29 protein-coding genes are annotated in these 24905 nt (G+C 38.6%); 7 read left to right on the top strand and 22 right to left on the bottom strand.

Annotated elements, in window-relative coordinates:
- Positions 1 to 80: 80 nt before the first annotated feature.
- The 3 genes from RM545_RS02190 to RM545_RS02180 all read right to left on the bottom strand — a co-directional run bounded on the left by RM545_RS02190 (position 81) and on the right by RM545_RS02180 (position 4004).
- Positions 81 to 2114: a M3 family metallopeptidase gene (locus RM545_RS02190; protein WP_311493661.1), complete on the bottom strand. Its 2034-nt coding sequence runs from the start codon at positions 2112 to 2114 to the stop codon at positions 81 to 83.
- Between the two features lie 201 nt (positions 2115 to 2315).
- On the bottom strand, positions 2316 to 2801 hold the full coding sequence (purE, locus tag RM545_RS02185) for a 5-(carboxyamino)imidazole ribonucleotide mutase (protein ID WP_311493660.1): 486 nt from the start codon (positions 2799 to 2801) through the stop codon (positions 2316 to 2318).
- A 42-nt stretch (positions 2802 to 2843) separates the two neighbouring features.
- Positions 2844 to 4004: a 5-(carboxyamino)imidazole ribonucleotide synthase gene (locus tag RM545_RS02180; protein ID WP_311493658.1), complete on the bottom strand. Its 1161-nt coding sequence runs from the start codon at positions 4002 to 4004 to the stop codon at positions 2844 to 2846.
- 120 nt (positions 4005 to 4124) lie between these two features.
- Between RM545_RS02180 and hpt the strand changes: the two genes are divergently transcribed.
- The 4 genes from hpt to RM545_RS02160 all read left to right on the top strand — a co-directional run bounded on the left by hpt (position 4125) and on the right by RM545_RS02160 (position 6989).
- Positions 4125 to 4655 carry a hypoxanthine phosphoribosyltransferase gene (hpt, locus tag RM545_RS02175; protein ID WP_311493656.1) on the top strand — a complete coding sequence of 177 codons (531 nt, stop codon included), beginning with the start codon at positions 4125 to 4127 and terminating at the stop codon, positions 4653 to 4655.
- 3 nt (positions 4656 to 4658) lie between these two features.
- A complete protein-coding gene (locus tag RM545_RS02170) occupies positions 4659 to 5234 on the top strand; it encodes an adenylate kinase (RefSeq protein ID WP_311493655.1) in 576 nt (191 codons plus the stop codon).
- Positions 5235 to 5336: 102 nt separating this feature from the next.
- On the top strand, positions 5337 to 6344 hold the full coding sequence (gene obgE / locus RM545_RS02165) for a GTPase ObgE (protein ID WP_311493654.1): 1008 nt from the start codon (positions 5337 to 5339) through the stop codon (positions 6342 to 6344).
- A gap of 102 nt (positions 6345 to 6446) precedes the next feature.
- Complete coding sequence (locus RM545_RS02160; RefSeq protein WP_311493653.1) at positions 6447 to 6989, top strand: DUF4136 domain-containing protein; 543 nt, start codon at positions 6447 to 6449, stop codon at positions 6987 to 6989.
- Positions 6990 to 7042: 53 nt separating this feature from the next.
- Here RM545_RS02160 and RM545_RS02155 read toward each other — a convergent pair whose 3' ends face one another.
- The 5 genes from RM545_RS02155 to RM545_RS02135 form a co-directional block, all read right to left on the bottom strand.
- Complete coding sequence (locus RM545_RS02155; protein WP_311493652.1) at positions 7043 to 7195, bottom strand: hypothetical protein; 153 nt, start codon at positions 7193 to 7195, stop codon at positions 7043 to 7045.
- Positions 7196 to 7216: 21 nt separating this feature from the next.
- Positions 7217 to 7546 (bottom strand): hypothetical protein, encoded by a 330-nt coding sequence (locus tag RM545_RS02150; RefSeq protein ID WP_311493651.1) that lies wholly within the window; start codon positions 7544 to 7546, stop codon positions 7217 to 7219.
- Between the two features lie 245 nt (positions 7547 to 7791).
- Positions 7792 to 8271 (bottom strand): SRPBCC domain-containing protein, encoded by a 480-nt coding sequence (locus RM545_RS02145; RefSeq protein ID WP_311493650.1) that lies wholly within the window; start codon positions 8269 to 8271, stop codon positions 7792 to 7794.
- 105 nt (positions 8272 to 8376) lie between these two features.
- Entirely contained in the window at positions 8377 to 9216 is an 840-nt protein-coding gene (locus RM545_RS02140; protein WP_311493649.1) for a helix-turn-helix domain-containing protein, read from the bottom strand.
- A 104-nt stretch (positions 9217 to 9320) separates the two neighbouring features.
- Positions 9321 to 10553 carry a 3-deoxy-D-manno-octulosonic acid transferase gene (locus RM545_RS02135; protein WP_311493648.1) on the bottom strand — a complete coding sequence of 411 codons (1233 nt, stop codon included), beginning with the start codon at positions 10551 to 10553 and terminating at the stop codon, positions 9321 to 9323.
- A gap of 97 nt (positions 10554 to 10650) precedes the next feature.
- Here RM545_RS02135 and RM545_RS02130 point away from each other — a divergent pair, with 97 nt between their 5' ends.
- Positions 10651 to 11781, top strand: a complete 1131-nt coding sequence (locus RM545_RS02130; RefSeq protein ID WP_311493727.1) for a DegT/DnrJ/EryC1/StrS family aminotransferase — start codon at positions 10651 to 10653, stop codon at positions 11779 to 11781.
- 284 nt (positions 11782 to 12065) lie between these two features.
- On the opposite strand, the gene fabD is transcribed toward RM545_RS02130, so the two are convergent.
- The 5 genes from fabD to RM545_RS02105 form a co-directional block, all read right to left on the bottom strand.
- Positions 12066 to 12947, bottom strand: a complete 882-nt coding sequence (gene fabD, locus RM545_RS02125) for an ACP S-malonyltransferase (protein ID WP_311493646.1) — start codon at positions 12945 to 12947, stop codon at positions 12066 to 12068.
- Positions 12948 to 13045: 98 nt separating this feature from the next.
- A complete protein-coding gene (locus RM545_RS02120) occupies positions 13046 to 13546 on the bottom strand; it encodes a pyridoxamine 5'-phosphate oxidase family protein (protein ID WP_311493644.1) in 501 nt (166 codons plus the stop codon).
- Between the two features lie 101 nt (positions 13547 to 13647).
- Positions 13648 to 14514 carry a fructosamine kinase family protein gene (locus RM545_RS02115; RefSeq protein WP_311493642.1) on the bottom strand — a complete coding sequence of 289 codons (867 nt, stop codon included), beginning with the start codon at positions 14512 to 14514 and terminating at the stop codon, positions 13648 to 13650.
- Complete coding sequence (locus RM545_RS02110) at positions 14498 to 14983, bottom strand: dihydrofolate reductase (RefSeq protein WP_311493641.1); 486 nt, start codon at positions 14981 to 14983, stop codon at positions 14498 to 14500. Before RM545_RS02110 ends, RM545_RS02115 begins: the two co-directional genes overlap by 17 nt.
- A gap of 5 nt (positions 14984 to 14988) precedes the next feature.
- Complete coding sequence (locus RM545_RS02105; protein ID WP_311493640.1) at positions 14989 to 15432, bottom strand: 2TM domain-containing protein; 444 nt, start codon at positions 15430 to 15432, stop codon at positions 14989 to 14991.
- A gap of 63 nt (positions 15433 to 15495) precedes the next feature.
- Here RM545_RS02105 and RM545_RS02100 point away from each other — a divergent pair, with 63 nt between their 5' ends.
- Together RM545_RS02100 and RM545_RS02095 are read left to right on the top strand one after the other, a co-directional pair.
- Entirely contained in the window at positions 15496 to 16578 is a 1083-nt protein-coding gene (locus RM545_RS02100; RefSeq protein WP_311493639.1) for an aminotransferase class V-fold PLP-dependent enzyme, read from the top strand.
- A gap of 167 nt (positions 16579 to 16745) precedes the next feature.
- Positions 16746 to 17036, top strand: a complete 291-nt coding sequence (locus RM545_RS02095) for an isoamylase early set domain-containing protein (RefSeq protein WP_311493638.1) — start codon at positions 16746 to 16748, stop codon at positions 17034 to 17036.
- A gap of 58 nt (positions 17037 to 17094) precedes the next feature.
- On the opposite strand, the gene RM545_RS02090 is transcribed toward RM545_RS02095, so the two are convergent.
- From RM545_RS02090 to RM545_RS02050, 9 genes are all read right to left on the bottom strand, one after another.
- Positions 17095 to 17376: a DUF427 domain-containing protein gene (locus tag RM545_RS02090; protein WP_311493637.1), complete on the bottom strand. Its 282-nt coding sequence runs from the start codon at positions 17374 to 17376 to the stop codon at positions 17095 to 17097.
- 5 nt (positions 17377 to 17381) lie between these two features.
- Positions 17382 to 17834: a hypothetical protein gene (locus RM545_RS02085; protein ID WP_311493636.1), complete on the bottom strand. Its 453-nt coding sequence runs from the start codon at positions 17832 to 17834 to the stop codon at positions 17382 to 17384.
- A gap of 83 nt (positions 17835 to 17917) precedes the next feature.
- Positions 17918 to 18880 (bottom strand): L-histidine N(alpha)-methyltransferase, encoded by a 963-nt coding sequence (locus RM545_RS02080; RefSeq protein ID WP_311493635.1) that lies wholly within the window; start codon positions 18878 to 18880, stop codon positions 17918 to 17920.
- Between the two features lie 11 nt (positions 18881 to 18891).
- On the bottom strand, positions 18892 to 20055 hold the full coding sequence (gene egtB / locus RM545_RS02075) for an ergothioneine biosynthesis protein EgtB (RefSeq protein ID WP_311493726.1): 1164 nt from the start codon (positions 20053 to 20055) through the stop codon (positions 18892 to 18894).
- A gap of 260 nt (positions 20056 to 20315) precedes the next feature.
- On the bottom strand, positions 20316 to 20726 hold the full coding sequence (locus RM545_RS02070; RefSeq protein ID WP_311493634.1) for an energy transducer TonB: 411 nt from the start codon (positions 20724 to 20726) through the stop codon (positions 20316 to 20318).
- Positions 20727 to 20761: 35 nt separating this feature from the next.
- A complete protein-coding gene (locus tag RM545_RS02065) occupies positions 20762 to 21139 on the bottom strand; it encodes a TonB family protein (protein WP_311493631.1) in 378 nt (125 codons plus the stop codon).
- A 28-nt stretch (positions 21140 to 21167) separates the two neighbouring features.
- Positions 21168 to 21992: a thymidylate synthase gene (locus RM545_RS02060; protein WP_311493629.1), complete on the bottom strand. Its 825-nt coding sequence runs from the start codon at positions 21990 to 21992 to the stop codon at positions 21168 to 21170.
- A 472-nt stretch (positions 21993 to 22464) separates the two neighbouring features.
- Positions 22465 to 24174, bottom strand: a complete 1710-nt coding sequence (locus RM545_RS02055; protein ID WP_311493628.1) for a NupC/NupG family nucleoside CNT transporter — start codon at positions 24172 to 24174, stop codon at positions 22465 to 22467.
- 79 nt (positions 24175 to 24253) lie between these two features.
- The gene (locus RM545_RS02050; RefSeq protein WP_311493627.1) at positions 24254 to 24880 is read right to left on the bottom strand and encodes a bifunctional nuclease family protein; all 627 of its coding nucleotides are present in this window, start codon (positions 24878 to 24880) and stop codon (positions 24254 to 24256) included.
- Positions 24881 to 24905: the final 25 nt, after the last annotated feature.

Below are 24905 nucleotides of genomic sequence, written 5' to 3'. Positions count from 1 at the left end.
AAGTTATAAAAACGATAAGATTTTATGCTGAAAACTGCAGCCAATTTCCTTATTAACTGGTAATTGGCTGCGTAATTTTCTTATTCCTTCGGAAGTAATCCCGCTCTTTTTAACAAAGCTTCGGGTTGAGGTTCTTTTCCGCGGAAGCGTTTATAAAGCGTCATTGGATGCTCGGTTCCTCCCTGAGACAATATATTTTCCCTGAATTTATTCGCCACTTCCCTGCTGAAAATTCCCTGCTCCTGGAAATATTCAAAAGTATCTGCATCCAGCACTTCTGCCCATTTATAAGAATAATATCCGGCAGAATAACCGCCCTGGAAAATGTGTGAAAATGAAGTGCTCATACAATTTTCAGCAACATCGGGATATAACTTTGTGGGCTCAAAGGCTTTGTCTTCATGTGCTTTTACATCGTCAATATCAGTAGGGTCGATGCCATGCCAGCTAAGGTCGAGCATTCCAAAGCTCAATTGTCGCACCGTAGCCATGCCTTCGTGAAAATTAGCCGATTCTTTTATCTTTTCTACGAGCTCCATCGGGATGGTCTCTCCGGTTTTGTAATGCTTTGCAAAAAGCTGAAGTGCCTCCTTCTCATAACACCAATTTTCCAGCACCTGACTAGGTAATTCCACAAAATCCCAGTAAACGTTAGCTCCTGAAATACTTGGGTAAGTTGTGTTGGCCAACATGCCGTGCAGGGCATGTCCAAATTCATGAAAAAGAGTGGTTACTTCGTTAAAAGTTAACAATGAAGGTTCTTTTTTAGATGGTTTTGTGAAGTTGCAGACGATAGAAATATGCGGACGTTCATTTTTGCCATTTTGGATGTATTGCGGTTTATACCCGGTCATCCAGGCACCGCCACGTTTCCCTTCCCTGGGATGAAAATCTGCATAGAGTAAAGCGATGTCCTTATTTTGCTCATCGGTTACCTGGTACGTCTTTACATCGGGATGATATTTGTCAATATCAGCTACTTCCTTAAAATTAAGTCCGTAAAGTTTATTGGAAACAAGAAAAACACCTTTAATAACACTTTCAAGCTCAAAATAAGGCTTCAGTTTCTCGTCATTAAGGTCAAAAAGTTCCTGTTTTAGCTTTTCGCCATAAAGAGCAGCATCCCATTTTTGCAATCGGTCGATTCCATCCAGTTTTTTGGCGAAATTTTCAAGTTCTGAAAATTCCCGTTCGGCAGCAGGCTTAGCTTTTTCCAAAATTTCGTCTAAAAAGCTGTTTACCTTGTCCGGAGTTTCTGCCATGCGCTGTTCCAGAACAAAATGCGCATGAGTTTCGAAGCCAAGCAGGTTTACACGTCGATGCCTTAATTTGGCAATTTTCAGCACATTTTCCTGGTTGTCCAGTTCATCATTGTGAAAACCTTTGGATCCAAAAGCAAGCGCCATTTTTTTCCGAAGCTCCCTGTTTTCAGCATATTTCATAAAAGGAATATAGCTTGGATACTGCAGGGTAAAGATCCAGCCTTCTTTTTCTTTATTTTCGGCTACAGATCTTGCTTCTTCTTTAAAGCTGTCCGGCAGCCCTTTTAAGTCTTCTTCGTTGGTAAGATAAAGTTCAAATTTATTGGTTTCCTCCAGCACATTTTCACCAAATTTAAGGCTAAGAGAAGAAAGCTCTTTATCAATTTCCCTTAGTTCCTTTTGTTTCTCTTCAGGAAGATTTGCACCGTTTCTTGAAAAGGTTTTGTATTTCTTGTCAAGCAGCGTTTTTTGTTCTACGCTTAGCTCCAGTTGATCCTGAATTTCGTAAACACTTTTTACCTTCTCAAAAAGGGCTTTGTTTAAAATAGTGTCGTTTTTAAATTCGGTTAGAAGCGGAGAAACTTCCTGTGCGATTTTCTGAATTTCTTTATTGGTTTCGGCAGAATTTAAATTGAAGAAAATACTGGTTACCCGATCCAGCTGTTTTCCCGAAAATTCCAGGGCAGCTATGGTGTTCTCAAAATTTGCTTTTTCCTTCGAGTTTGCAATAGCATCAATTTCTGCACGAACAGTATCAATAGCAGAAATAATTGCTGGCTTGAAATGCTCATTTTTTGTCTTAGAAAAAGGTGCGTAGGAAAATTCTTCAAGTAAAGGATTATTTGTAGTCATAGGAATTAACTTGACGTTTTTAAATTATTTAATGACTTAAATCATTAATTGTATATTTTTTAACTATCTTTACGCTTCTTTAGAAAACATTAAGATGTAGCTTACTTTTTAAAAGTTGTGGATTAATATATTTAGAATGGTTAATAAATAGATTTTACACTAAGTAACTACTGCGCAAGCCACACGAAAGTGTGGCTTGTTTTATTTCTGAACCTTCTTTGCGCCTTCTATTACCTTTTCTTTTAAACCTTCTTTATAAACCAAAATTTTATCCAGTGTGCATTTATCCGAGGCGCCAATAATTTGAGCTGCAAGTATACCGGCATTTTTTGCGCCGTTTAATGCCACCGTAGCCACAGGAACACCCCCCGGCATTTGTAGGATGGAAAGTACAGAGTCCCACCCGTCGATAGAATTACTGGATTTAACGGGAACACCAATTACAGGAAGGGGGGAGAGGGAAGCAATCATTCCCGGTAAATGTGCTGCACCGCCGGCACCGGCAACTATTACCTGTATGCCGCGTTCATGAGCGGTTTTTCCGTATTCAAAAAGCTTTTCGGGAGTACGATGGGCAGAAACTATGTCCACTTCAACTTCAATATCAAAACCTTCCAAAATATCTATTGCGTCCTGCATTACCGGCATATCGCTGGTACTACCCATGATTACTGCTACTTTTCCCATAGTTTGTTTTCTGATGCTCACAAAACAGATGTGAGATAATTGTTATTTTTTAGCTATTACTTTAATTGAATTTTTTACCTCTTCGGCAATTCTTCTCGCTTCGGAAATTTCCTCATTTACAATGGTTACATGTCCCATTTTTCGGAAGGGGCGTGTGATTTTTTTTCCGTAGATGTGGGGTGTCACCCCATCCATCTTCATGATTTCTTCAATATTCTGATATACCACTTCGCCGGTATGATTTTCGTCACCAACCAGGTTTACCATAATTCCGCCAACCTTACTATCTGTATTCCCCAACGGAAGGTCGAGAATCGCCCGTATATGCTGCTCAAACTGGTTAGTGTAACTGGCTTCTATACTATAATGTCCGCTATTGTGGGGTCTTGGAGCAACTTCATTTACCAGGATTTCATCATCCCTGGTCTGGAACATTTCTACTGCCAATAGCCCTACATGCTTAAATGCTTCGGAAACTTTTTTAGCCAGGTTTCGTGCTTTTTCAGCTACTTCAGCATCAATTCTTGCCGGACAAATTACATACTCTACCTGATTGGCAACAGGATGGAATTCCATTTCTACAACAGGGTAGGTCTTTACTTCGCCTGAAGGATTTCTAGCCACGATCACCGCAAGCTCGTTTTTAAACGGAATCATTTCCTCTGCAATACATTCTGCGTCAGGTAGATTTTTTAAATCATCTTCAGTTTTTATAACAGCGACTCCTTTGCCGTCGTATCCGCCGGTTGTGCTTTTCCAGACAAAAGGAAATTTTCGCTTCCCTTGCTCAATGTCCTTCAGTAATTCTTCTTTGTTCTTGTAAAGTTGAAAAGCTGCTGTGGGAATGTTATTTTCTAGATAAAAATTCTTCTGAATTCCTTTATTCTGAATTTTCTCCAGGGTAGCGGCAGAAGGATAGGTCTTTATACCTTCTTCTTCCAGTTTTCGGAGGGCATCGATATTAACTCCTTCAATTTCAAAAGTAACTACATCTGCTTTTCTTCCAAATTCAAGAACCGTTTCATAATCCATTAAATCGCCCTGCTCAAAATAGTTACAAGAAATCCTGCAGGGAGCTTCAGCATTTGGATCTAAAACATTGGTCTGGATATCAAACTTCCGTGTTTCATAAAGCATCATTTTTCCCAGCTGTCCGCCGCCGAGAATTCCCAATTTAAAGTCTGAAGAAAAATAATTCAGCATATAGATTTCAGTTTATACAAAAATAATTTTTTAAGGCGGATTGCACTACTTATTCTTATAGAAATCTGATAGTTTGGATGATTCAGAATCCTTATCTTTGCCTCTTTAAAATTTTATGCTTTGATTCAACTTCACGATTTACAATTTGAGCCTTATATTTCCGAAGAAGAGATTGAAGGTGCTGTAGAGAAAATTTCTGCCCGGCTTAATGCCGATTATAAAGACCAAAACCCGATTTTTATTGGTGTTTTAAACGGCTCTTTTATGTTTGCTTCAGAAGTTATAAAGCGCTTCAAAGGAGATTGTGAGGTGAGTTTTGTTAAAATGGGTTCCTACGAAGGCACTTCTACCACGGGAACAGTGAAGACTTTGGTGGGACTAAACCAGAAAGTTGAAGGAAGAAAAGTAGTTATTCTCGAAGATATTGTAGATACCGGCAATACGCTTGAGGAAATAAACAAAATTCTGGAAGCTGAAAAAGTAGCCGATTATAAAGTAGCCACGCTGTTCTTTAAACCTGAAGCTTATAAGAAATCATTGCATATTGAATATATAGGAATTGAAATACCTGATAAATTTATTGTTGGGTACGGCCTGGATTACGACGGTTTGGGCAGAAACCTTAGGCAAGTATATAAACGCAAAGAATAAAAAATGACAAATCTGGTACTTTTTGGCCCTCCCGGCGCTGGCAAAGGAACACAAGCTTCAATTTTAAAGGAGAAATATCAACTGGTTCACATCTCTACCGGAGATGTTTTTCGGTACAACATCAAGAATGAAACAGAACTTGGTAAAAGTGCAAAATCCTATATGGATAAAGGGCAACTTGTTCCGGATCAGGTGACTATCGATATGCTAAAAGCAGAAGTTGAAGGAAATGAGGGTGCTAAAGGCTTTATTTTTGATGGTTTTCCAAGAACCCGCGCCCAGGCAGAAGCATTGGGTGAATTTCTTGCTTCCAAGGGCGAAGAAGTTGATGCTATGATCGCTTTGGAAGTAGAAGACGAGGTTTTGGTGCAGCGTTTACTGGAACGCGGAAAAACTTCCGGAAGACCAGATGATGCCGATGAGTCTGTGATTAGAGAACGAATAAAAGTCTACTATGAAGAGACTGCTATTTTGAAGGAATACTATAAAAAGGACGACAAGTACTACGGCGTAGATGGGGTTGGATCTGTAAAAGAAATCACCGAAAGATTAAGTGCGGTTATAGATAAACTTATCTAAACGATAACAGAAGAAAAAAGAAGCTGCCTCAAAATGGCAATTTTCGTCTTTCTATCCAGGAAGTGACGAAGTTGTCTCCGATTGCCTCAAATAAATATAAATATGACTGAAGGGAATTTTGTTGATTATGTGAAAATTCACGTTTCTTCCGGAAATGGAGGGAGTGGTTCTGCACATTTACACCGGGAAAAATATATTACTAAAGGTGGTCCCGATGGGGGAGATGGCGGCCGGGGAGGCCATGTGATTATTCGCGGCGATAAAAATCTTTGGACGCTCTTTCATTTAAAATTTAAGAGGCATGTAAGGGCAGAACATGGCGGTAACGGATCAAAATCCAGAAGTTCAGGTTCTGATGGGTCTGACGAATATGTCGATGTTCCTTTGGGAACAGTAATCCGAGATACCGAAACCGAAGAAATAATCCATGAGATTACTGAAGACGGAAAAGAATATATCGTAGCAGAAGGCGGAAAGGGCGGTCTTGGAAACTGGCATTTTAAGAGTTCCACAAATCAGACTCCGCGCTATGCGCAGCCGGGAATTGAAGGACAGGAAGTAGATGTTACGCTGGAATTAAAAGTTCTTGCCGATGTTGGACTTGTCGGCTTCCCAAATGCCGGGAAATCTACGCTGCTTTCGGTAATTACTGCTGCAAAACCTAAAATTGCAGATTACGAATTTACTACTCTCAAGCCTAACCTCGGAATTGTACAGTATCGGGATTTTAAAACTTTTGTAGTTGCCGATATTCCGGGGATTATAGAAGGAGCTGCGGAAGGAAAAGGGCTTGGTTATCGCTTTTTGCGGCATATCGAGCGAAATTCTACTTTACTATTTTTAATTCCTGCCGATGCTCCCAATATTGCAAAGCAGTATGAAATTCTGGTTGATGAATTGAGAAGGTACAATCCGGAGATGCTGGATAAAGACCGGCTTATTGCGATCTCAAAAAGTGATATGCTGGACGCGGAACTCAAAGTAGAATTAAAGGCAGAACTCGATAAAAACCTAAATGCAGATTACGTATTTATTTCTTCAGTAGCACAACAGGGGCTTACCGAGTTGAAAGACCGCCTTTGGGAAATGCTCAATAAAAAGCCTGAATAGACCGTTTCTTCGTATTTTCATTTTCGGGATAGTTTTTGATTAACTTTAGATCATTTCCGCATGGCGGGAAAAATTAAAGTTTATCCTTTAAATGTTTATGATATGAAAATAATAAAAATTCTGTTTATCTGTGTGCTTTTCGCAGGCTGCAATGCTCCAAAAATTGCTTACGATTACGATGAAACTGCAAGTTTCAGCAATTATTCGACTTACGCACTTTTTCCCGATTTTCGTTCAGGATTAAGCCAGCTGGATGAAGCAAGGCTAATAAGGGCACTGGATAATGCGATGCAGCAAAAGGGCTTTTCCACAGCAGATGATCCTGATCTTTTTGTAAATGTCTATACTGAAACATTTCAGCAACAGAGTGGGAACAGTATAGGCCTTGGAGTTGGAGGCGGTGGAGGTAATATGGGAGTTGGTGTATCCGGCGGAATTCCAATTGGAGGTCCTGAGAATTACCTCAAAATGACCATAGATTTTATAGACAAAGAAAAAGATAGCCTTGTGTGGCAGGCAGTGGTAGACGTTAAGTTTAATCCTAATGCCAGTCCGGAACAACGACAGGCGCTATTTGATAAAGTGCTGCAGAAAGCATTAAGGAACTATCCCCAAAAAAATAATCCCGGTTTTTCCAGGATCTAACAGAAAAACAGGCTGCCTGAAAATTGCAATTTTCAGGCAGCCTCTTTATTTATTTAGTTTGTAGCATCTTCTACAGCGTCTCCCACATCATCGGCAGCGTCTTCAATATCGTCTGCGGCTCTTTCAACACCCGATTTTTCTTCTCTACAGGAAGTGAAAACACCGGTAGAACAAACAAGCGCAAGTATTAGCATCAATTTTTTCATATAATTACTGATTTTTAAATATTAATTATCGTCTGTTGGATCACCATCCAGCTCATTTTCTACCTGATTGGCGCCTTCTTCAATGGCGTTCCCGGTTTCCCGTGCACCTTTTTCAATAGCATCGCCTGTGTTGCGAGCTCCCTCTTCTATAGCGTTGCCGGTTTCCTCAGCAGCATTTTCCATTTCTCCTCCCATACGGTCCAGGTCATCATCTGCATCCATTTCATGCTCCATTTCTTCGCGTTCCATTTCCATTTCCATTTCAGTTTCTTCTTCGTTCACCTCGCGGCAGGAAGTAAAACTTGTACTGATGGTAAATAATAAAGCAAAAAGCAAGACTGATCTTTTCATATTAACATATTTGGTGATTCGATTTTTTAAGCACTATAATTAAACAGTTTGCATTTTTCTGAAAGAAATCCTACAGTAAGAAGCTGCTTGATTCAAAACCGTTTAATCAATTAATTTTAACCAAAACTATCTATGTAAAAGATACGAGCGTTAAATTTGTTGCTAAATTATAGTATATAAGATGTTAAATTTTTTGTAAGGATTTAACAGAAGGGGGCGTTTTATTGTGAATTATTTTTGTAGTGCTAATTTTTTACGTTGGATTTGTATTGGTCATTTGAGGTTTCAATTAATTTTTTCATAAGTGGTATTACCATATCCCAACCTCCCTGAGATTCCTTAAATCGTTTTTCGGCATTTTCTGCACCAGAGAAATCTCCTTGAATAATTGTTAATTTAGTTCCTTTTTCCAATGGAGTTAACTTATAGGTTAGGTTTACGTAATTTTCAGGAATATCCTTTATCCCGATATTAGGATCAAACATTGTGAAAGATAATTTTTCTCCCTGAATAACATCTGTGATTACGCCTTTAACGTAAATAATTTCTTTTCCATCCTCTGTCACTCCCTTCCAAATAATCTGATTTCCAATTTTCCAATCTGATAAAACTTCACATCCAAACATATACTGTGTTGTCATTTTAGGATTGGATATCAGGTTCCAAACGCTTTTAGGCGTAGCATTAAACGTGACTTCCTTCTTAATAATCATTGATTTGCTCATCTTTTTAATTTTTAATTAATGTTCAAATTTGATGAGTGTTTGATTTTTTAAATTGCAAAATCAGGATTATTCCTAATATTATCGGGAGAGGTGCCAAATTCTTTCTTAAAATGCATTAGAAAAATGCTGAGGAGAGCTGTATCCTGTTTCATAAGCAACCTCTTTCGCAGATTTTTCAGTTCCCAGAAGGAGCCTTTTTGCTAAAGTCATTCGGGTTTTATGGATATACCCAAAAATGGTTGTTTCAAATAACTCCTTAAATCCTTTTTTTAGTTTGTATTCATTTAAACCAACTAATTTCGATAGTTCCACGATAGTAGGTGGTCTTTCAATTTTTAATGCCAAGATCTCTTTTGCTTCAAATAACTTTTGTTTATCTACGTTAGATCTTATGAAATTGTTCTCCTTTTTTTTATCATAAAGTTCAGCTTGTAAAACAAGTAATTCAATACTTTTGGAAAGTAAAAAAAGGTCTTTTAATTCATTGGTATATGAAGAATTAATGATTTCAGTTATTACAGACTGAATTTTAAAATTATTGGGTCGCCAATTTTCAGAAAGGATTGCGCTTTTTTTATTTAGTATTTTTTCGGAAAAACGCTTTAAAGGATCAGTTCCATTTTGAGCAATATTCACAAAAGATTCAGTTGTAAAGTTTATTCCGAAAGTTTCGATGCGTTTACTTTTATTTGAAACTTCTATTTCAAATCCGTCAGAATACAGAAGGTTATTGTGATGACCTGTAAAAGAGTATTCTGCATTTAACTGTTTGTACTTAAAGTCGTAATTCCCGCTTAGGCCAAAATGCAACCTAACCAGTTCTGTGTCATTTTTCGATACGCTTTTTCCAAATGAGTTGTAATCGACAATGTTGTGGGAAATAGAAATATTTTCTATTTCCCAGCTCTTTTTCTTTACAGAGGTTTTGTTAAAAGAGTCCTTCATTTCGGTTGATTGTCTGCTTACATTTATTTAATGGGGATAAGTTACGGGAATAGTGCGAATATGTGCTGGTTTAATTATTTGTCTATTCTCCTTTTATACGGCTTTTAGTTATCAAAGAGGTAATTGCGTATGGCCGCTGTAGCACCTGTATTACTATTAATAAAATGGCCGGAAATCATTCCGGTTTTTCTGCGGAAAACTTCATCGTTAATTAATTTTTGAAATACAGAAGAGGCTTCCCGGGGCGTTTCAACAGAAAAAAGTCCGGCGAGTTGCTGAAGTTTTATTGCTTCAGGAAATTTTGAAAAATTGGAGCCAATTACGATAGGAACACCGAAAGTAGCGGGTTCAAGGATATTATGCAACCCCGAATTTCCCGCGGCACCGCCTACATAAGCAACATCTGCATAACTGTAAATTTTACCCAGAAGGCCAATAGTGTCAATTATTAAAATATCAAAAGCAGATAAATCCTGATGATCTTCAGTATAACGTACAGAGGTTTTCTTTAGCTTTTTCTGCAGCTCCAGTATCTTTTCTTCTTTTATCTCGTGCGGCGCAATAATAAATTTCACCTTTTCTGCAGCGGAATTGATGTAATTCAGGAGCAAATCTTCATCTTCCGGCCACGTACTTCCGGCGACAATACAAAGTTTATCCTGAAGAAAATCTTCTACAAATGCTAATTTATTATTGTATTCAATTTGTCGCGAAACACGATCAAACCTGGTATCTCCGCTAATAGTCACATTATCGAAATTATGCTTTTTAAGCAATGCTTCAGAAGCTTTATTCTGAACAAAAATGTGCTCAAAGCTTTGTAGCGATTTACGCATCCAACCGCCGTAATTCTGAAAGAAAACCTGATTTTCCCTGAAAGCACTCGAAATAAGGAAGGTTCGGATCTTCCGTTTACGTAATTCCTTTAAATAATTTGGCCAGATTTCATATTTCACGAAGAAAACGAGCTCCGGAGAGACAATATTCAAAAATTTCTGAACTTTTTTAGCCGAATCCATCGGCAGGTAGGTAATAACATCAGCTAGAGGATGTTTTTTCTTGTTTTCGTAACCTGAAGAAGAAAAAAATGTGACTAAAATTTTCCTATCAGGCATTTCAGCCTTTATCATTTCAATTACCGGGACTGCCTGTTCAAATTCGCCAAGGGAAGCAGCATGAAACCAGATCACCCGGTCATTTTGCCCAATTTCGGCTTTCAGTTTATCAAAAACTTCTTTCCGGCCCTCCACAAATAATTTAAGCCGGGGCTTAAAAATGGCAATTATCGGCAAGAAGAGTTCAAATAAACCAACAAGAATATTATAAAGGATATACAAAATGATTTTCTTTAATACCGCTAAAATAGGCCTTTCCTAAAAATTGCATTGGCTGTAGGGACGATATTTCGTATTTTCGTTAGACAATAAAAAGATGATGAAAAAGATACAAATGGTTGACCTTAAAGGTCAATATGAAGCTATAAAAGGTGAAGTAAACGATTCTTTCCAGGAAATTCTGGAATCTACGGCATTTATAAACGGTCCTGAAGTTCAGAAGTTTCAGAAGGGAATGGAAGAATACCTGGGCCTAAAGCACGTGATCCCCTGTGCGAATGGGACAGATGCTTTGCAAATTGCCATGATGGGCCTTGATCTCAAACCCGGTGACGAAATAATAACCGCAGATTTTACTTTTGCTGCAACAGTAGAGGTTATCGCGCTGCTTCAGTTAACTCCGGTGCTGGTAGATGTAGAACCCGATACTTTTAACATAGATCCCGAAGCCATAAAGAAAGCTATTACACCAAAAACAAAAGCTATCGTGCCGGTGCACCTGTTTGGCCAAACGGCAAATATGGACGCTATTATGGAAATTGCCAAAGAACATAATCTTTACGTAATTGAAGATAATGCGCAGGCGATTGGTGCAAATTACCATTCTGGGAAAAATGGAAAAGTAAAAGCAGGCGCAATTGGAGATGTGGCCGCAACTTCATTTTTTCCGTCGAAAAATCTAGGTTGTTATGGCGATGGCGGTGCAATTTTTACCAATAATGATGATTTGGCGCACACGATAAGAGGAATTGTAAACCACGGAATGTATGAGCGGTACCATCATGATGTTGTGGGCGTAAATTCCAGGCTGGATAGTTTGCAGGCAGCAGTTTTAAGAGCGAAATTGCCAAAACTGGATCAATACAATAGAGCCCGCCGCGAAGCTGCGGAAAAATATGATGCAGCCTTAAAGGGACAGGAGCATATCGAAATTCCGGTTAGGGATGGTGAGCCTGATTCTCATGTTTTTCATCAATATACGCTGAAGATCACCAACGGAAAAAGAGACGAACTGGTAAAGCATTTACAGGAAAAGGAAATCCCGTGCGGAGTGTACTATCCTATTCCTTTACATAAGCAGAAAGCTTATGCCGATGAGCGGTATAATGAAGGAGATTTTCCCGTGACGAATCAACTGGTAAAAGAGGTGATTTCCTTACCGATGCATACGGAACTTGAAGATGATCAGATTACATATATTACCAATACAATTGTTGAATTCTTGAAATAGGAATAGGTGAAAAAAGAAGGCACGAACGGTATTTTGTTCGTGCCTTTAATTTTTTAGAATGAAAAGGCGATATCTCAAAAATGCCAATTATCGGCATTTATAGGTTCGTGGTTTTTAGTTCGGAGTTCGTATTTTTGTCGGTGACCATGTCGAGCGGAGTCTAGACATTTTTAGAGTTTCATGTTTCTGTCACCTCTCTTTTTTCCCTGGATGAAAAAGGAAACATAAAAAGCCGGATCAAATTTAATATTGAAACAAGATTTCACCTTTCACTCTTCACAATTTTAAATCTCTCCCGAGTTAACTTCCGCGTTTCGGTCAATTTTTTTAACAAGTCCCTGTAGAACTTTTCCGGGACCAACTTCAGTAAAAGTTTTTGCGCCGTCTTTTATCATATTCTGAACGGATTGTGTCCATTTTACAGGTGCAGTTAACTGAAAAACCAGGTTCTTTTTAATTTCCGAAGGATCTGTAACTGCAAAAGTGCTTACATTCTGATAAATTGGGCAGGTCGGTTTATTAAAAGTCGACTTTTCTATTGCATCAGCCAATTCTTTTCTTGCGGGTTCCATTAAAGGAGAGTGAAATGCCCCGCCTACAGGAAGAACCATCGCCCTGCGCGCACCTTTATCTTTAAGTTCTTCACACGCCTTTTCTACGGCGTCTACTTCTCCTGAAATTACAAGTTGCCCCGGACAATTATAATTTGCAGCGACAACTATTCCTTCTACATCTGCACATATCGCTTCCACAACTTCATCTTCCAGTCCAAGTACTGCTGCCATGGTAGATGGTTTTAATTCACAGGCTTTTTGCATGGCCAGCGCTCTTTTGTGGACAAGCTTAAGTCCTTCTTCAAAACTTAAAACTCCGTTAGCCACCAATGCAGAAAATTCCCCGAGGGAATGTCCCGCCACCATATCTGGATTAAATTTTTCTCCTAAAACTTTACTTAGAATAACGGAATGTAAGAAAACCGCCGGCTGGGTAACCTGCGTTTTTTTAAGGTCTTCGGGAGTTCCTTCAAACATTATATCGGTTATGGAAAATCCAAGGATTTTGTTGGCACTGTCGAATAATCGCTGCGCCTCCGGAGATTTTTCGTAAAGATCTAATCCCATTCCCGAAAATTGTGCTCCCTGACCAGGAAAGATATATGCATTCATGTTTTTTGGTTTTGAAGAGCTAAAATAGCCATAATAAAAAAGACCTCATAATAAATAGAATATTACGAGGCCTTTATTATTATTAGATGTATTTTATCTTAAATATTTAGCTTTCCTTTTTCACCTATATCCTGCTGGTCACCACCAAGGGCTGCAAGTCCCATTTTAAAAAGGGTAATATATTTATTTTGTTTGGAATCCCAGTAGTAAGCTTCCTGTGGTACAATTTTAATTGCAGAAAGGCTTGGGTCATCAGAGCCTGAGAACCACGCATCATCTACTTTGGAATAAAAATCCTCCAGTATTTCCTTGTCTGTAACGATAGATGCTTTTCCGAAGATGCTTATAAATTCCATATCAGAATTATTCGCATAGAGCATTTGTACGTCTGCATCCTGCGCAATGTCTGTATTATGATCACTGTTCATGCTGCTTAGAAACCAAAGATTTCCTTCGTCATCCACTTTTTTAGTGGACATAGGAATTGCACTTACAGGTTTTTTGGTTAAACCGGTTGCCAAAAATCCTGTTTTGATATCCTCTACCAGGTCGATTAGTTTTTCTTTTGCTTCTTTATGATTTAAATTCTTCGTACTCATTTTCAATAATTTAGTGTGAGGTTTGAAGGTAATAAGCAGGTTTCATCATTCTAGCTAATAAACTGCTAAAAGATAATTTTTTACTGTTAAGAATTGCAAAATTAAGAGTAGCGGCGAATGATGCTTTCAACAGATTTTTTGTAGCCTAATCCAAAGATGTTGAGGTGAACAAGGAGGTAATACAGTTGCCAAAGCGGAACTCTTTCTTCAAAACCGGACTCCAGCGGAAAATGCGAGTTGTAACTTTTAAAAAGTTCAGCGTCAAAACCTCCAAATAACTTCATCATAGAAAGATCCATTTCCCGTGGCCCATAAGCTACAGCTGGATCTATAAGACAGGGAAAACCTTCAGCATTAACAATGTAGTTTCCGCCCCAAAGGTCTCCATGGATGAGTGCGGGAGGTTCATCCGCAACTAACTCGGAGACATTTTTTAAGAAAGTTGCAGTATTTCCGAGGTCGTAACCGGTATTTTGCGCCATTTTCAGTTGAGGTTCCAGGCGCTGTGAGATATAAAATTCTGAAGCTGAAACACATCTTTTATTGTACTGCGGAAGGCTGCCAATATAATTGTCTGTTTCAAAACCGAATTTTTCTGAAGTTGTCTTGTGCAGAGCGGCCATTTGTTCTCCAAAAACCTCCCAGAATTCCGGTGTTTTATCAGCTGATTCTATGTATCGCAATATCAGGTAGGATTGATCCTGCACTTCTCCTGTATAGAGGTTTTCCGGAACATCGATAACCTCAGCTTTCCGTAGCTCATCAAGCCCCGCTTTTTCTGTCTTGAACATGCCTGGATATTTATTGCTGTCATTAATTTTTATAACCAGCTTTTCTGAAGTTCCGGTTTCTATAAGAAAGACATCATTAATATCCCCGCCTGTGAGGGGCTGGAATTTTTTTACGGAAAATCCATTTTCTTCACCCGCCTGATTTATAGTTTCTGAAAATCTACTTTCGGCGCTCATAGGTAATATAGGTAAAGGAGTATTCGTGTCGCTCGTCCTTTGGATGGAATTCTTCAGAAGATATTTGCCATTTTTCAGAGTCGATATTTGGAAAAAAAGTATCTGCTTCAAAAGTGCCGTGAACCCTGGTGAGTTCAATTCTATCAGCTTTTTCTATGGCAAGTTTATAAATTTCTCCTCCGCCAATTACAAAAACCTCCTCGTCATTTCTGGTAGCCTGCAAGGCATCTTCCAGTGAATCTACCACTATAGTATTTTCCGGCTGATAATCTTTTTTGCGGGTAATAATAACATGTGTGCGGTTGGGCAGGAGTTTTGGGAACGATTCGAAAGTTTTACGGCCCATAATAATATGATGTCCCGAAGTGATTTTCTTAAAACGCTTAAAATCATCCGGTAAATGCCATACAAGGTCGTTCTCTTTGCCAAGTGCGTCATTTTCGGCCGCCGCCGCTACCATGGTTAACATAAATCTTAAGTATTGTAAGGTTTGCGTGGCGTCTCGGGATCGGTGCGGTTATTCCTGGTTTCTTTTGCTTCGTTTAGAGGATAATCTTTTTCTACTTTCCCCTGCATTTCGGCTATCTTTTCCTTCTGTTTCTTAACCAATAGTTCCATTTGCCTGTCCTGCCATTTCTTGCCCATAAAGGTGTGTATTACAAAAACATTGAAAAAGTGCACAAGAAAGATCAGTGCCCATAACAGTACTGCCCATACAAACCAGTTGTAGCCCAGAGGCTGAAATTGTTCCTGATACCCTATAACCACATTTAAAACAATTAAAAAAACCGCCCCGATCAGAAATACCACGAAATGCTGAAAAAGCCTTTTCTTCTGAAGGGTACGCTTGCGAGCATATTCATAGAGTTCCCTGTTTTCGGCGTCCAGTTTGGAGGTGTTTTTCTTTTTAGAAAGCATAATTAAAAGTACTTTAGTGTAATATCAAATTTACATTTTTTAAAAAAGAATTTCCCGCCACCTATGGATAATTTGCGAAAAGGCTTTCCGGTTTTGAAAAATTACACTTATTTAAACACGGCAGCTTCCGGACTCTTGCCTGAAAAAGTTTTTGAATATCGGCAGGATCACGACCTGGATTTTCTTGTTTCCGCGAGCATTTTAAAGGAAAAACAGGGAGAAGTTCTTACAGAAGTAAGGGAGACGGTCGGGAAATTTTTTCGGTGTGCACCAGAGAGGGTGGCACTGGTTCCTAATTTTTCCTACGGATTCAATACTTTGTTGGAAGGCCTGGAGAAACCTATGAAAGCCTTACTTATCAAAAATGACTATCCTTCTATTAACTGGCCTGTGGAATCGCGGGATTTTAATTGTTTTTACGCAGAGATCGACGCACATCTGGAAGACAATATTAGAGCCGCGCTTAAAAAGCATCAACCCGATATTTTTGCCTTCAGTATTGTGCAGTATATAAACGGTTTAAAGCTGAGTGTTGATTTTCTGAAAGAACTAAAAAAAGAATTTCCCGACACACTTTTTGTTGCTGATGGTACCCAGTTCCTGGGAACTGAAAGCTTTAATTTTGATTCTACCGGAATTGATGTGGTAATAAGCAGTAGTTACAAATGGCTGAATGGTGGTTATGGAAATGGTTTTATTCTATTTAGTAAAAACGTTGAAGGAAAAATTAGCCCTAAACATCTGGGATTTGGTTCGCTGCAGGGAAAGTATAAGTCACATGAAGGGAATTTCATCGGCAAGTTTGAACCGGGACATCAGGATACCCTGAATTATGGAAGTTTAAGTGTCGCCTTAAAACTGCTTGAGAAAACCGGAATGGATAAAATTGAGGCACAGATTCAGAAACTAAAGAACTTCTCAAAAGAAAAATTTTCAGAGATGGACCTGCTGGAAGATCTTGTGGTAGAGCGTAACGAACATTCTTCGATCTATAACATAAAAGGGGATAAGAAATTATTTCAGTTTCTAAGAAATAAGAATATAATTACCTCACAGAGAGGTGATGGTATTCGCGTGAGTTTGCATTATTTTAACACTATAGAAGAGGTGGAAAAACTGCTGACTGCACTAGAAGGCAGACGTTGATTTACAAAATGTTTAGCGAATTCTAAAAAAGGAACCTTCTGAATCGTTTTTTTATAAAATGTAAAAACGATTTCCTATAATTTCACAAAACTGATTCAACAAGTAGATTTTCACTGGTTTAAATCAATTCTATTGCTATTTTTACTGAAATTTATAATTCGGAATTTATGGCAATCATTAAACAATATTTAAAGTCGAAGCCAGAGTGTAAGGTTACTTTTAATGTACCTGCTAAAGAAGCTTCTTCTGTCGCAGTTTCAGGGGATTTTAATTCCTGGAAAAAAACAGAATTAAAGAAGCTGAAAAATGGCATATTTAAAGGCCAGTTGAACCTTCCTATAGATAAAGCTTACGAGTTCCGGTATCTTGTTGATGGGGAATGGGTAAACGAAACTGAAGCAGATCGTTTTAACTGGAGCGATTTTGCAGCAGCAGAAAATAGTGTGCTGGAAGTATAAGCATATCATTTTCTGGTTTACTGGCAGGTTACTTTTTACAGCAATTTAGTGCTGAAGATTATTCTGTGACCTTAACTCCTTTCCAGAATGCCACATAATTCTCAATAGGTTTTGCAGCCTTGCTGGGCGATGGATAAAACCAGGCGGCATCTTTATTCTTTTCTGCTCCTATTATAATATGAAAATAGGAAGCTTTGCCTTTCCATGGGCAGCGCGTATGGGTGTCGCTATCTTCTAAATATTCCTGCTTAACCGCAGACATTGGGAAATAATGATTGTTCTCTACAATCCTGGTTTCATCACTTTCTGCGATAATTTTATCTTTCCAGATAGCTTTCATAGGCTTTAATTTTGTTCTGTTAATATTCGGTATAATCCACTTTCTGCATCTTTTTCATACTCTTCACCTTCTATTTCTACATTGTTTATTCTGGTAAAAGAGCAGCAGTCTTGGTTAACTCTTTTCGCATCTACTAATAAAGTAAAAGATATATCTTCTCCTACTTCAATTAAATAATTGGCATCTTCAGATAGCCATCCTATTGAGCCTATTTGAAGAATATTATAGTCATTTTCAGAAATAAAATCAACTTGTACATTAGAATCGTCAGCCTGGTTTATTATAGAAATATCTTCTTCCTGAAAAGTGCCGTTGGTAAAAATGTTTTCGCCGGAAGTGGCATCTACAAACTCAAAGCTAAAAGGTTCGGGAGGTGTAAAACAGGCTATGTCCTCACAATCATCTTCGCATGATAAGAAAAAGAAGGTAAAGCCGAATAGTAAAAGTACTTTTTTCATCTTAAATTTTTAGTTAGCAGTACTAATTAGATGAATTTCATAGCAAATGGTTGCGTCAGGAAAACGTGCTTTTTTAATAGATTTTAATCTTTCCTGAAAACATAATTCTTATAAAATTGTTCACTATCGGTAAAAGAATTCTCAATTCTTAAACCAGATTCGCCTGCGAGCCAATCTACTACATCGTCGTCATACTTTTGAGAAATCTCGGTATGTATGGTTTCCCAGGCTTTAAAATGTGCAGTGAAATCCAGCTTTTTGATGTTTACTTCCTGCTGTATTTTACTAACCAGAAAACTCTTTGCTGTTCCTGTTTCGGGATCGTATGTTTCCCAGTGTAGAAAGGAGTCCAGGTTAAAATCTGCATCTAACTCCTGGTTTATCCTGTTAAGGAGATTTTTGTTAAATGCTTCTGTTATTCCGGCAGGATCATTATATGCATCCAGAATTTTCTGTGGACTTTTTTTCTGATCAAAACCCATAAAGAGCATGTCCTCAGTGCTCATGGAGGACTTTATGTTCTTAAGAAAATCTATTGCATCTTTATGTAACAAATTACCAATATTGGAGCCTAACACAAGAATCACTTTTTTTCGTGCATTATAATCTGATAAGCGTTCCAGGGTTTTAAAATAAGTGCCCTGCTGAGTTTTCACCTCGACTTCTGGTAGTTCCTTCAGGAGGGACGCTTTTAATTCATCCAAAACATTCTGGCTGATATCCACAGGTTGATAAGTGAAATCGTATTTTTTTGCGGCTAAATGGCGTAACAGAATTTTTGTTTTCTTGCCATCACCGGCACCAAGTTCTATCAGGTCAAAACCTTCAGGGCCATTAAAAGAGTCAGCAATTGCCGAAGTATGTGCTTTAAAAATTTCGGTTTCACATTCGGTAAGATAGTATTCAGGCATATCCATTATTTTCTGAAAAAGCTTATCTCCTTTCTCGTCATAAATATACTTTGACAGCAAATATTTTGGATAACTGTTAAGTCCTTTATAGGTGTCTTCCTCGAATGCAGACTTAAATATTGTAATGGGCTTCATTTGTAATTCAATTATTTTGCCAATCTCAGGCTTGTAAATTGCCAGCGAAGTTCTGGTTGGAAAAAGTTTCTGTACGTATGGCGGGCATGTTTTTCTGAAGTGGCTACAGAACTTCCCCTTAGTACTTTCTGGTTTACCATAAATTTTCCATTGTATTCCCCCAAAGCACCTTCTGCAGTTTTAAAGCCGGGGTAAGGCGAATAAGCACTCTCAGTCCATTCCCAACGGGTTCCCCAATTAAATTGCTTCTGGGCAATCTCCCATTCGGCTTCTGTGGGTAAGCGCATGCCTTTCCATTGTGCGTATGCAAAAGCTTCAAAATAGGAAATATGGTTAACAGGAGCATCAGGAATTAAACGGATTAATCCGCTAAGGGTATATTGATGCCAGTCCCCGTTAACGTTATGCCAGTAAAGTGGAGCCTTAATGTTGTTGGTGTTTTTCCAGTCCCATCCTTCTGCATGCCATAGTAAAACATCTTCGTACCCCCCATCTTCAATAAATTCTAAATATTCCCTGTTAGTTACCAGTTTTGTGGATATTTCAAAATTCTGAAGGTAAGTTTTATGAACGCCTAGTTCGTTATCATAGCAAAAGTCAGTGGATTGATGGCCGATTTCGTAAACACCTTCTTCAATTTTTAACCATTCAGCTTCAAAATCCTCAATAGGATTTTCTTCAAATTGCTTGTTATAGACTGGGAGCAATGGATTATTACCCAGAATAAATTTGATATCCGTCAAAAGTAATTCCTGATGTTGTTTTTCATGGTGACATCCAATTTCTAAAATGCCGCACAGTTCTTTCGATATTTCCGTTTGCTCAAGAAAATCAATTATCGCTTTTGTGACATAATTTCTGTAGGCATATACCCATGCTACGGTGGGCCTGGAAAGGTTCCCGCGGTCTGTTCTTACTACTTTTTCCCCAACACTTTCGTAATAACTATTGAATACGTAAGCCGAATTTTTATCGTAGAGCTCGTAATCCTTATTGTGATCCTTTAGTACAAATTCTTCAAAAAACCAGGTGGTATGGCCTAAATGCCATTTTGGAGGAGAGACATTTTCTCTCGGCTGCACCACGTAATCTTCGACTTCCAGGAAAGAACAGATTAATTCTGATTGTGCTCTGGTTTCAGTAAATAATAATAGTAAATCTTGTAGTGAAAGCATAAAAACAAGCACGTTATAGGGTGTGCTTTTCAAATTTACACTTTTTTGTTAATGACCGAAACAAACGCTAGTTAACGAGAAGTTAAAGTGCGCCTTGTCAGGTTGCTTCAGTAAGTTTAGAGAAAAGATCTATTCCTGAGCGGTGATCTTTTGCACTAAGAAGATATCAGTTAAAAAATAGGAATAGGCGGAATTCAAATGTAGTTGTAGACTATAAAAAGGAAATAGGAGAAAAAAGCAAAAACGTTTTTTCCTCCGAACTACAGAGTGAGAGGGATAGTGTATTTAATGGAAGTCGGTTTTCCACCTCTCATTCCCGGCTGCATCTTCGGAATTTTCTTGATCATGGCTTCAGCGGCCTTATTAATTTGGCCATTTTCGCCTTTAACAGAACGTACAACGACAATCCCTTCTTCATCGATAGAAAGCGCTATAGTAGCCTTTCCTCTTATAAAATCTCCTGCCTCGTTCCTGGGATATTTGTAGTTCTCCTTTATGTGCTGCATGAGGTTTTGATTAAAACACTTCTTTTTATCTTCACTGTCTTCGCAGCCCGGCCAAACAGGAGCCGATTCTTTAACAGTAATGGTGTTTCCATCAACTTTAACGCCTTCCTGGGCAAAACCCATGGATGCAGTGAACAGCAGGAGAACTACTAATATCTTTTTCATACAAAATTTGTTACGGTAATGTTTGGGACATTACACTAGAAATTAAACGGAATTGTAAACTTCCTGTCATCGGGTTCACCTTCTAAAGTTCCGGGTTCCATGTCAGGTATTTTTTCAAGCATTTCTCTGGCAGCCTGATTTACCTCTGGCTTTGGTCCTTCAACAGAGTTAATAACAACTTTTCCTTCTTCATCTACAGTAAAGGATACGGTAACCTTTCCGCGAACGTACTCTCCGGCATTATTTTTTGGATATTCGTAATTTTCCCTAACGTGCTGGGAAAGCTTTTTGTTAAAACATGCGCTAACGTCCTCACTGTCTTCACAGCCGGGCCATACAGGGGACGTTTGCTGCGCCTGTGCAGCGCTGATTCCTCCGATTAATAAGCATGAGATAACCAGTAACTTTTTCATGATAAATAGAATTTAAATTAATTTGATTTTAGACTGCAACTTTACCTTTAATGGCAGGATGCGGATTATAATCCTCTAATATAAAATCTTCAAACTTAAATTCAAAAATATCTTTGACTTCAGGGTTAAGCTTCATTTTTGGCAATTTTCGGGTTTCCCGCGATAATTGCAGCTTTACCTGCTCCATATGATTGCTGTAGATATGGGCATCTCCAAAAGTATGGATGAATTCTCCCGGTTGTAAATCACATACCTGCGCCACCATCATGGTGAATAGTGCATAGGAAGCAATATTAAAGGGGACTCCAAGGAAAATATCTGCACTTCTCTGATAAAGCTGACAGGATAGTTTACCATCTGCTACATAAAACTGAAAAAAAGCATGACATGGCGGCAAAGCAGCCTTGCCATTTTCCACATTTTCAGCAAAAGATTTTGAAGTATCGGGAAGAACAGAAGGATTCCAGGCGGTAACCAACATTCTCCTGCTGTTCGGGTTATTCTTTAAACTATGGATGACTTCTTTTATCTGGTCTATGTCCTCGTCATTCCAATTGCGCCACTGGTGACCATACACAGGTCCCAGATCTCCGTTTTCATCTGCCCATTCATTCCAGATGCGCACTCCGTTTTCCTTAAGATACTTCACATTAGTATCACCCTTTAAAAACCAGAGTAACTCATAAATTATAGATTTTAAATGCAGTTTTTTTGTGGTGACCATTGGGAAACCCTCATTAAGGTCAAACCGCATCTGGTAACCAAAAACACTCTTGGTCCCGGTTCCTGTACGATCACCTTTTTCAGCGCCATTCTTCAGTACATGTTCTAGTAAATCGTGATATTGTTTCATTAAAATTGTGCTATAAATATGTTCTAAAAATAAACAATTGTATGTTTTTCTCTGAATCTTATGTCATTTACTTCTTAAGTATTTATTAACGAAAAGCAGATCCCGTCTACTGAAGATCTATAAGTTTTGCACACCCTGAAGAAACGATGCAATCCTGCAAGGTCTTTTTTGACCTTGTAGGTTTAGTCTTTAAATCCAATTATAATCCTGATTTTTTTCGAATCTTTTGAGTGCTGCCTTAAATTTGTCAATTTTCGACCAGAATATATTTTAAAAGCTGAAATTGTTCTGCTGAAGACAAGGTTTTATAAACGTTACAGAAGTATCCAATCCTGCAAGGTCTTTTTTGACCTTGAAGGTTTATTTTGTGGATATCAATTTAAACCTGAATTTTCCAATGCTTTCCGGTGAGGCTTCAGAAATGTCAATTTTCGACCTGACTTCTAGCCTGTCTTTCCTCTCTCTTGTTTTTTCATCCCAATATCATCCCAGCAATAGTAGCGGAAAGAAGCGATGCAAGTGTCCCTCCTATAAGTGCCTTCATACCAAATTCTGAAAGTAATTTTCTCTGTCCGGGGGCAAGGGAGCCTATCCCGCCAATCTGTATTCCTATGGAAGCGAAATTTGCAAATCCGCATAACATATATGTCGCCATGATTACTGACTTTTCATAAGTAAGGCTAAGTGCATTGGCAGGATTTTTAAGATCTGCCAGTTGTACGTAACCAACAAATTCACTGGCGGCAAGTTTTATTCCTAGCAGCTGTCCCATCAACATCATATCTTCTTTTGCCACGCCAATTATCCACATAAGCGGTGCAAAGATTAATCCCATTATCGACTCAAGGGAGAATTTTCCGTAAGGAGTATATTCTGCCATAAGCGTGTTGAGGTGCGTCCATCCTCCAATCCAGCCCAGAACATAATTTATCATTGCAATAAAAGCTATAAAAACGAGAAGCATTGCAGCGACATTGGCTGCCAGCTTAAGACCTTCTGTAGTACCGTTGGCAATGGCATCAAGTATATTGGAACCTATTTTTTCTGAAGAAACCTCTACATCGGAATTTACTGCTTCCTGCTGCGGATACAATATTTTTGAAATTACTATAGCGCCGGGAGCGGCCATTACGGAGGCAGCAAGTAAATGCTTGGCAAACTGAAGCCGTAGTACAGGATCATCTCCTCCCAAAAATCCGATGTAAGCAGCGAGTACTCCACCGGCTACCGTGGCCATTCCACCAATCATTACCAGCAACATTTCAGAGCGGGTCATTCTTTCTAAATAAGCCTTGATCATAAGCGGGGCTTCTGTTTGCCCCAGGAAAATATTTCCGGCAACACTAAGACTTTCAGGACCGGAAATACCCATTAATTTTGTGAGTACCCAGGCCATTCCTTTAACGACAAACTGAATAACACCCAGATAAAAAAGCACAGAAGTAAGTGCGGAAAAGAAGATTATGGTCGGCAATACCTGGAACAGGAATATAAACCCAAAGCTGTCTACGTCCATCATTCCCCCAAGAAGGAATTCACTTCCCGCAGCGGTAAAATCCAGGATTAAGACAAAAATATTTCCTACAAATTCAAAAATTCGCTGTACAAAAGTAATTCGTAATACTCCTACAGCCAGTAAAAGCTGAGCTCCAAGTCCAATCGCGATGGTTTTCCAGTTAATAGCTTTTCTATTACTGCTAAAAAGAAATGCAATTATTAAAAGCACGATCATTCCCAGTACTCCGCGGGTCACGCTTCCAAAAGAAGGACCTTCGCTTGGGATCATTTCTTTGGCCATTTGCGCCGGAACTGCTTCTTTAACCGTCTCTGTCTTTTCCTGAAAGGTATATGCGTTACCACCTTCAGAAATTCCCAGTACTGTTTCACTTAAATTGGTGACGCGGTAATTTCTAATGGTATCTTTCGGTTTGTTGTAGAAAAAAACCAGGACGTTATTCTGATAAATAAAATCACCTGAAGCAATCGTGTCGTTAACATCAGCTTCTGTAATACTAAATCTTCCTTCTGATAAATTCAGGATATTTTCTGAAGTAAAAGCTGCATTTGGGGAGGATATAGTGTCTTCGTCCGGGTTAATTTCCCAGCTTTTGGTAATACTCTGGGAAGAGGCGGTGGTTATACCAAAAAGCATTAAAAACAGGATAGACCAGCTCTTATTCATCTAGAAAAAAGTTTAAAAGAAAAAATGGCAATTATCGGAAATAGATCTGGCAATCGTGTAATTAACTTGAAATTCACGTTTACTTACGTTTGGAAATTTCATCTCTTATACGTGCGGCCTTTTCATAATCTTCGCTGTTCACTGCCTGCGATAAAAGATCTTTAAGTTCTGAAAGCGATAGCTTTTTATAATTAGTATCGTCAGATTTTATTTCGATATCATCAGGAAGCAATTCTTCAGAAATGATTTCCTCTTCTTCTTTACGTGTAGACTGGCTTCGCTGCGGCTCTTCGCCTTTAAGGAAAATACCGGCTTTGTCCAGGATGTTTTTGTAAGTAAAGATGGGGGCTTCAAAACGTAAAGCCAGGGCTATAGCATCACTGGTTCTGGCATCTATAATTTCCTCAATCTTATCACGTTCACAAATAAGACTGGAATAAAAAACCCCGTCTACCAACTTGTGAATAATTACCTGTTTTACCACAATAGAAAACCTTTCCGCAAAATTCCGGAAAAGATCATGGGTTAAAGGTCTGGGAGGTTTTATCTCTTTTTCCAGGGCAATAGCAATAGATTGTGCCTCGAAAGCCCCAATAACGATAGGCAGTTTTCTTTCTCCGTCTACTTCGCTAAGTATTAAAGCGTAAGCTCCGTTTTGGGTTTGACTGTAAGAAATTCCTTTAATGTTAAGGCGCACTAAACTCATATTCCAAAAATTGAAAAAGGGCTGT

The organism is Autumnicola lenta (assembly GCF_031846515.1).
GTDB classification, from domain to species: Bacteria; Bacteroidota; Bacteroidia; order Flavobacteriales; family Flavobacteriaceae; genus Autumnicola; species Autumnicola lenta.
Note: the sequence above shows the minus strand (reverse complement) of the source record. Positions and strands in the feature narration are given on the sequence as shown.